General features: G+C 63.4%; 7 protein-coding genes and 1 pseudogene. 6 read left to right on the forward strand and 2 right to left on the reverse strand.

Annotated features, from left to right (window positions below):
• The 5 genes and pseudogenes from I73_RS26120 to I73_RS05385 all read left to right on the forward strand — a co-directional run.
• A pseudogene (locus I73_RS26120) lies at nucleotides 1–549 on the forward strand (SAM-dependent DNA methyltransferase); the annotation flags it as partial.
• Nucleotides 546–1,907, forward strand: coding sequence for a restriction endonuclease subunit S (locus I73_RS05370; RefSeq protein WP_022979673.1), 1,362 nt, complete (start codon nucleotides 546–548; stop codon nucleotides 1,905–1,907). The pseudogene I73_RS26120 and the gene I73_RS05370, both read left to right, overlap by 4 nt.
• Complete coding sequence (locus I73_RS05375; protein ID WP_022979674.1) at nucleotides 1,897–2,382, forward strand: hypothetical protein; 486 nt, start codon at nucleotides 1,897–1,899, stop codon at nucleotides 2,380–2,382. Before I73_RS05370 ends, I73_RS05375 begins: the two co-directional genes overlap by 11 nt.
• Nucleotides 2,383–2,496: 114 nt before the next feature.
• On the forward strand, nucleotides 2,497–4,002 hold the full coding sequence (locus tag I73_RS05380; protein ID WP_022979675.1) for a Fic family protein: 1,506 nt from the start codon (nucleotides 2,497–2,499) through the stop codon (nucleotides 4,000–4,002).
• Between the two features lie 30 nt (nucleotides 4,003–4,032).
• Complete coding sequence (locus tag I73_RS05385) at nucleotides 4,033–7,122, forward strand: type I restriction endonuclease subunit R (protein ID WP_026096341.1); 3,090 nt, start codon at nucleotides 4,033–4,035, stop codon at nucleotides 7,120–7,122.
• A 74-nt stretch (nucleotides 7,123–7,196) separates the two neighbouring features.
• Here the strand turns inward: I73_RS05385 and I73_RS05390 are convergent, their stop codons facing one another.
• Both I73_RS05390 and I73_RS34800 read right to left on the reverse strand, forming a co-directional pair.
• Nucleotides 7,197–7,457, reverse strand: coding sequence for a hypothetical protein (locus tag I73_RS05390; RefSeq protein ID WP_022979677.1), 261 nt, complete (start codon nucleotides 7,455–7,457; stop codon nucleotides 7,197–7,199).
• Nucleotides 7,458–7,561: 104 nt separating this feature from the next.
• Entirely contained in the window at nucleotides 7,562–7,798 is a 237-nt protein-coding gene (locus tag I73_RS34800; RefSeq protein WP_040499652.1) for a phage/plasmid replication protein, read from the reverse strand.
• A gap of 95 nt (nucleotides 7,799–7,893) precedes the next feature.
• Between I73_RS34800 and I73_RS05400 the strand changes: the two genes are divergently transcribed.
• Nucleotides 7,894–8,232, forward strand: a complete 339-nt coding sequence (locus I73_RS05400) for a transposase (RefSeq protein ID WP_022979679.1) — start codon at nucleotides 7,894–7,896, stop codon at nucleotides 8,230–8,232.
• Nucleotides 8,233–8,239: the final 7 nt, after the last annotated feature.

Genomic DNA, 8,239 nt, shown 5'->3' on the forward strand with positions numbered 1-8,239 from the left:
CCGCAGCCACCGGCGCGCAGGGGCAAGGTGCAGCTGATCGACGCCAGCGGCATGTGGCAGAAGATGCGCAAGAGCTTGGGCTCCAAGCGCAAGGAGCTGAGCGACGCCCACATCGACCACATCACCCAGCTGTTTGGCCGCTTTGAAGAAGCTGCGGACGACGAAGGCAAGCCCATCAGCCGCATCTTTGCCAACGAGGCCTTTGGCTACCGCACCATCACCGTGGAGCGCCCGCTGCGCGACGCCGAGGGCAAGGTGGTGTTGTTTGAAAAGGGCAAGCAAAAGGGCAGGCCCCAGCCGGATGCGGCCCTGCGCGACACCGAGAACGTACCCTTGACCGAAGACGTGGCTGCGTACTTCCAACGTGAGGTGCTGCCCCATGCGCCGGACGCCTGGATCGACCCGGACAAGACCAAGGTGGGTTACGAGATCCCGTTCAACCGGCACTTCTACGTCTTCAAGCCACCGCGCCCGCTGGCTGAGATCGATGCCGACCTGAAGCGCACCACCGACCGCATCCTGGACATGATCAAGGGGCTGTCGGCATGAGCTTTCCGAGGTATCCGGCGTACAAGGACAGTGGGGTGCCGTGGTTTGGAGAGGTACCAAAGCACTGGCACGTAGCGCCGTTGAAAGCGTTCATTGATCGCATCGAGTCGGGCGTCAGCGTGAACGCCACCGACACACCAGCCGAAAGCGAGCAGTTTGGGGTGCTCAAGACGAGCTGCGTCTATACAGGCCAATTCGATGCAGCCGAGAACAAGGCTGTCGTCAATGCCGAATACGACCGAGTCGCTTGCCCTGTCGTGGCCAACACATTGATTGTTAGCCGCATGAACACGCCGGACCTGGTTGGAGCTGCTGGCTTGACCAGGGCTGACCACCCGACGCTGTTTCTTCCGGATCGCCTGTGGCAAGTGTTCCCCAAAGGCATCAGGGCAGACTTCCTGTATTTCTGGACGCGCACGGCAAGCTATCGTGCACAAGTCGAGATGGCATGTGCGGGCACAAGTTCGAGCATGCAGAACTTAGGGCAAGACGACTTTCGGTCTTTTATGTTTGTGAGCCCGCCACCCGATGAGCAGGCCGGGATTGCTCATTTTCTCGACCGCGAAACCGCCAAGATTGACGCCCTGGTGACCGAGCAAGAACAGCTCATCACCCTGCTCAAGGAAAAGCGCCAGGCCGTCATCTCCCATGCCGTGACCAAGGGGCTGGGCCCGTCGGTGCCGATGAAGGATTCGGGCGTCGAGTGGTTGGGGGAGGTGCCGGCGCATTGGCAGGTGAACAGGCTTCAGCGTGTGGTCAAACCTGGTACCTCCGTTACCTACGGCATCGTTCAGGCGGGCCCCGATGTCGAGGATGGCGTTCCCTACATTAGGACTAGCGACATGTCGGGTGATGAGTTGCCGCTCGATGGATATCCAAAGACCTCGCCCGAGATCGACGCTTCATATGCGCGTTCGAGGGTTTCCGTTGGGGATCTGGTCATTGCGATTCGGGCGACAGTTGGGAAATGCCTTCCGGTGCCCAAACAGCTAGACGGTGCCAACTTGACTCAAGGCACGGCACGGATCGCGCCAGGTCCTGATACCGATCCCGGGTATCTGTTGGCTTTTCTCACCGGTAACGGTGCTCAGACATATTTTGATCGGATGGCCAAGGGGGCCACTTTCAGAGAGATCACGTTAGAGGTGCTCCGGAAGGCACCAGTCTTGATACCTCCTTTGGAGGAGCAAGATGAGATCGCGAGGTGGGTGACACGGCGGTCCGATCAGTTCTTGGCACTGATCCGTGAAGCAAAGCAAGCACAGAACTTGTTGCTTGAGCGTCGCTCCGCCCTCATCTCCGCCGCCGTCACCGGCCAGATTGATGTCCGCAACTTGGAAGCTTTCCATGCCGCTTGAGGAAGACGCCCAGGCTTTCCTGCGAAGCCTCGAATATTCCCTGGGCGAGGAGGATGAGCCCATCGAGCCCATGTTGGCCGCGCTGAGCCTGATGCTGCGGCAGGTGGCCGAGGTGGCGGAACGCTCAGTGGGGCAACCGAGGCGGGTGTTCGACGCAGCTCGGTACGCCTATGGCTTTGAGGCTGCGGATGCGTTGGCTTCACTGACAGGCATCGCCCGTCCTCCCTTGGAGGAGAGGTGCGCCAGAACGGACGAGGATGTGCTTTACAAGGCCTTGGGTGAGGTCTGCACCGCGTATGGCGGCCATGTAGGTGCCTGGAGGCAGGCGATGGGCTTTCTGTTCCGCGATCTGTGGGAGGCAGCCCATGGCCGGGAAGATCAGCGGCACATCGAATTGCTGTTGCACCAGACGTTGGGCATCGAGGCGGCGTTCAGCTGGTACCGCGTCTGCCGTATGGCCAAGTTGCCGCGTTGAAGGGGCCACCCGCAGTGCCATGCGCATGACTGAAGAAATTTTCAGTGCATCTCTGGTAACTGAAGATAATCCCCGGACGCTGAAGATTTTTCCACCCACGGGAGCGCAGAGGACATGAGTGCCGTCGGCTACGCCTGGATCCAGGATGCCCTGGGCGCCCCGGACTTTCTGGGGCCCCGCCGGGCGCGCTTGGCGCCGGTGCAGCGGGTGGAGCGCTTGCCCGAGGGGGCCTTGCTGGTGCCGCAGCGGCTGGCGCCTGGCCCCAGCTTGTTGCAACAGGCCTTGTTTGCCCTGAAGCACGAGGGGGTGGAACTGGGCCTGTTGGCGGTGGCCTTGCGCCACATCCCGCCCGAGGAGTTGGTGGTCTGGGTGCGCGCCACGCCCAACAGCATCTATGGGCGCAAGCTGGGTTGCCTGTGGGAGGGGCTGCACGGGCAGTGGCTGCCGGGCTTGCAGGACACAGGCGTTGCCGCAGCCTATGTGCCGATGTGGGACCCGGAGGCCTACGTGGTGGGCGAGGCGCGGCGGGACGCCCGCTGGCGCATCGAGTTCAACGGCCTGGGGGACTGGCAGTTCTGCCCAGTCGTGCGCAAGACGCCAGCGCTGATGGCGTGCTTGTCGCGGGACATTCTGGGGCGGGCCCAGGCGTTTGCGCAGACGTTGGGGGCGGCCATGCTGGAGCGCGCCCTGGCCTGGGCCTACCTGAGCGAGACGGAAGGCTCGTTCGCCATCGAAGGCGAGGCGCCCAGCCAGGACAAGGCCGCCCGCTTTGCGGCCCTGCTGCGCCAGGCCCATGAGCAGCAGCCCCTGAGCGAGGAACTGCTGGTGGCTTGGCAGAACGCCACGCTGACCAACCCCTACGACCTGGCCGTGCAGTTCCGCACCGAACAAAACCGCCTGCAGAACGAGGCCCGCGGCGCCGTGGGGGTGACCTATGTGCCGCCATGGCCGGACCTGGCCGTTGAGCTGATGCAGGGCTTGATGGCCCTGGCCAATCGGCGCCCTGCACAGGTGGATCCATTGGTCCATGCAGCCCTGGTGTCCTTCGCCTTTGTCTTCATTCACCCGTTCATGGATGGCAATGGGCGCCTGTCCCGGTTCCTCATCCATTACTGCCTGGGGCAATCAGGGCGCTTGCCGCCACAGTTCCTGTTGCCGGTGTCGGTGGCCATGAAGCGCCACGAGGCCGACTATCTGCGGGCGCTGACCGCGTTCAGCCGGCCTGCCCGGGACCTGTGCCAGGTGACCTGGGCGGGTGACGAGCATTACAGCTACGACTGGAAAGCCGATGCGGACCTGTGGTTCCGCACCTTGGATGTGACGGCCGGCGTGGAGTTCACGCTGGCCATGGCCGACGCGGCGCTGGACATCCATTTGCGGCAGGAAGTGGACTTCCTGGCCTTGTTCGACACGGTGAAGCGGTACATCGATGAGCGCTACGACCTGCGCGGCAGCGACCTGTCCGCCTTGATCGTCGCCATTCACCAGAACGGCGGTAACTTGTCGAACAATCGGCGCAAGCGCTATGCCGATCGGGTACCGCCGGAAGCGCTGGACGCGATTGAGCAGGCGGTGGCGCGGGCCATGCAGGGCGTGCCGCTCACCGACGACGAAGACTGAGCACAGACTACAACAAGCAGGGAGAGCAGGGTGGCATTGCATCGGGAAGTGGAGTTCGAGAACGACATCTGCCGCCACCTGGCCGCCCACGGGTGGCTGTACGCCGAAGGGGATGCCCAGGCCTATGACACGCCGCGGGCCTTGTTCCCGGCCGATGTGCTGGCCTGGGTGCAGGCCACCCAGCCTGATGCTTGGGATGCGCTGGCCAAGACCCATGGCACCAGCGCCGAGGTGATGTTGCTGGACCGGCTGCGCAAGCAACTGGATGACCGCGGCACGCTGGATGTGCTGCGGGTGGGCGTGGAGATGCTGGGCCTACGGGCGCCGCTGAAGATGGCCCAGTTCCGGCCCGCGCTGGCCATGAACCCGGACCTGCAGGCCCGCTATGCGGCCAACCGCTTGCGCGTGGTGCGGCAGGTGCGCACCAACCACGACGACATCATCGATCTGGTGCTGTTCCTCAACGGCATCCCGGTGGCCACGGCGGAGCTCAAGTCCGAGTTCACCCAGGGCATCAACGAGGCGGTGGACCAGTACCGCTACGAGCGCCAGCCCAAGCCCAAAGGCCGGGCCTTTGCCGAGCCGCTACTGGACTTTCCACGTGGGGCGCTGGTGCACTTCGCCGTCACCAACCGAACGGTGATGATGACAACCCGGCTGCAGGGGGCCGCCACGCAATTCCTGCCCTTCAACCAGGGTGACCATGGCGCGGCCGGTAACCCACCCAACGGCCAGGGCCACCGCACCCACTACCTGTGGGAGCAGGTGTGGCAGCGCGACAGCTGGCTGGAGATCCTCGCCCGCTACTTGGTGACCAAGCGGGACGAGAAGAAGCGCATGACCGGGCTGCTCTTTCCCCGCTACCACCAGCTGGATGCAACCCGTCAGCTGGTGCATGCCGTGCTGGCCGAGGGGGTAGGGGGCAAGTACTTGATCCAGCACAGCGCGGGCAGTGGCAAGACCAACTCCATTGCCTGGACCGCCCACTTTCTGGCGGACCTGCACGATGCGGCCAACGTCAAGCTGTTCAGCAGTGTGCTGGTGGTGAGCGACCGCACCGTGCTGGACACCCAGCTCCAAGAGGCCATCTTCGACTTCGAGCGCACGGCGGGCGTGGTGGCATCCATCCGCGGAGAGAGCCAGAGCAAGAGCAAGGAGCTGGTGGAGGCGCTGTCCGGTGGCAAGAAGATCGTGGTGTGCACGATCCAGACCTTCCCGAAGGCGCTGGAGGCCGCGCAGAGCCTGGCCGCCACACAAGGCCGGCGCTTTGCGGTCATTGCCGACGAAGCCCACAGCTCGCAGACGGGTGAGGCTGCCAGCAAGCTCAAGCAGGTGCTGAGCGCCCAGGAACAGGCCGAACTGGCGGACGGTGGCGAGGTGAGCACCGAGGACGTGATGAACGCGCGCATGGCGGCGCGGGGCAATGCGTCCATCACTTATGTGGCCTTCACCGCCACGCCCAAGGCCAAGACGCTGGAGCTGTTCGGTCGTCGGCCCCATCCGGATCGCCCTGCCGGGCCGGACAACCTGCCTCAGCCTTTCCACGTCTATTCCATGCGCCAGGCCATTGAGGAGGGCTTCATCCTCGATGTGCTGAAGAACTACACTTCCTACAAGCTGGCTTTCAAGCTGGCCCACAACGGCCAGGAATGGGATGACAAGGAGGTCGAGCGCAGCGAGGCGTTGAAAGGTCTGATGCGCTGGGTGCGCCTGCACCCCTACAACATTGCCCAGAAGGTGCAAGTGGTGGTGGAGCACTTTCTGGCCAATGTGCAGCCTTTGCTGAACGGGCATGCCAAGGCCATGGTGGTGGTGGGCAGCCGGGTGGAGGCGGTGCGCTGGAAGCTGGCCATCGACAGCTACGTCCAGTCCCAGCACTATGCCTTGGGCACGCTGGTGGCCTATTCCGGCGAAGTGAACGACCCCAGCGTGCTGCCGGAGCCGGTAACCGAGCTCAGCGCCAGCCTCAACCCGGAGCTGAAGGGCCGCGACATCCGAGAGGCCTTTGCCACCGAGGCATTCCAGATCCTGCTGGTGGCCAACAAGTTCCAGACGGGCTTTGACCAGCCCTTGCTCTGCGGCATGTACGTGGACAAGAAGTTGGCCGGCATCCAGGCAGTGCAGACCCTGTCGCGCCTGAACCGTGCTTACCACGGGCCCCACGGGTTGAAGGACACCACCTACATCCTGGACTTCGTGAACGAACCCCAGGAGGTTCTGGCGGCGTTCCAGACCTATTACGAGACCGCAGAGCTGGCGGGCGTGACCGACCCGAACCTGATCTTCGATCTGCGGGCGAAGCTGGACGCCAGCGGCCACTATGACGACTTCGAGGTGGAGCGAGTGGTCGCGGCCGAAATCAACCCGCGGGCCACTCAGGCCCAGTTGGTGGCGGCCATCGAGCCGGTGGCTGACCGCTTGCTCAAGCGCTTCAAGGCAGCGCAGGACGACAAGGATGCGCGGGACGCGCTGCTGCTGTTCAAGCGCGACCTGGGCACCTTCGTGCGGGTGTATGCCTTCCTGTCGCAGATGTTCGACTACGGTAATTCGGCCATCGAGAAGCGGGCCATCTTCTTCAAGCGCCTGCTGCCCTTGCTGGACTTTGGGCGCGAGCGCGAAGGGGTGGACCTGTCCAAGGTCACGCTGACCCACCATCGGCTGAAGGACCGCGGCCTGCAGCGCCTGGTGCTGGGCGAGGAAGAGCCGGATGCCCGAGACGAATACAAGCTGCAGCCCATGACGGCCCCGGGCACGGGGCAGATCCAGGACAAGGAGAAGATCCGCCTATCCGAGATCGTGCAGAAGGTGAACGACCTGTTCGACGGTGAACTGACCGACGACGACAAGCTGATCTACGTGAACAGCGTGCTCAAGGGCAAGCTGCTGGAATCGGACCTGTTGGTGCAGCAGGCGATGCACAACAGCAAGGAGCAGTTTGCCAATTCGCCCGATCTGGCCAGCGAGCTGATGAACGCCATCATCGATGCATTCGAGGCCCATGGCACCATGAGCCGCCAAGCCTTGGATTCGGACAAGGTGCGGCAAGGCCTCAAGCACATCCTGCTGGGGCCTGCCGAGCTGTACGAGGGCCTCCGGCAGAGAGGCAGCGCGGCAGGCTGACCGGCGGTCGAGCACCTGATCCTGCGGGTGCAAGCGGGGGCATGGCGCCCCCGCGCGTGGCGGGGGATTCATGCTCACTGTGCCTGTGCGACCAGGTTCGGATAGTTCTTCCAGAAGTCGATCACTTCGCGCAGCAGCCACCGGGTCTCCCGCTTCTTTTGGACGACAGGTTGCGGAGCGATCCCTTCCTTGACCTTTTGACTCCACCAGCTCTTGGACATCGCGCCGATGGCCGCGCAATCGGCGGCATCGATGCGACGAACTTCCGCGATGAGTTGTTCGCTGTGGTTGGTGGCGACTTGGTTGGCTTGGTTCTCGGTGTTCATCATCTTCATGGGCAATCAGCCCGGGGTTGTTTACGAACACCAAGGACTATTAAGCACAAAAAACGACCATCTGCGCCCGATTACCGAACTTCAAAACCGACGGTTCACCCCTCTCAAACCGCGCCCAGGATCGCTGTGTCGAGCAATTCCGCGGGCAACGGCGCCGCGATGTCGATGCCATGCTTCAACAAGTCCGCCCTGTGCCGGTACAAGGTGGCCCTGGACATGGTTTGACGGATGTTTTTGCCCGTCCGGAAGGCTTCATAGGTGCGGCGCAGGTGCTTCGGAAGTCCGGTAATCGCACTTGCACCGAAGCGCCGTCTACCCAGGATTTCGGATCGACTCCGCATTTCTTCGTACAGGCGTAAGCGGCCAGCTATCCCATCTTGAAGCAGGCGCTTGATCGGCCAACGATCCTGTCCACGATCAACCCATCCTGGACACGATGACTACGGACAAGAAGCGGATCCGCCGCAACCACACCCCGGAGCTGAAGGCGCAGATCATCGCCGAGTGCGAGGTCCCTGGCGCCTCGGTGGCGAAGGTCGCGATGGCCCACGGCATCAATGCCAACATCGTCCACGGCTGGCGTAAGCTGGCTCGCGAGCAAGGCGTAGCGCAGGTCGTAGGACCCGCCTTCGTGCCGCTGGCCATCCCGGCGTCAGCTGTCGTCGACAAAGAGATCCATGTCGAACTCCGGCGCGGCGCGCTCACGATGACGGTCGCCTGGCCCTCTTCGGCGGCGGCCGAGATGACGAGCTGGATGCGCGAGCTGCTGCGGTGATCCGCAT

It is taken from the genome of Ideonella sp. B508-1 (assembly GCF_000333615.1).
Taxonomy (GTDB): Bacteria; Pseudomonadota; Gammaproteobacteria; order Burkholderiales; family Burkholderiaceae_C; genus Ideonella.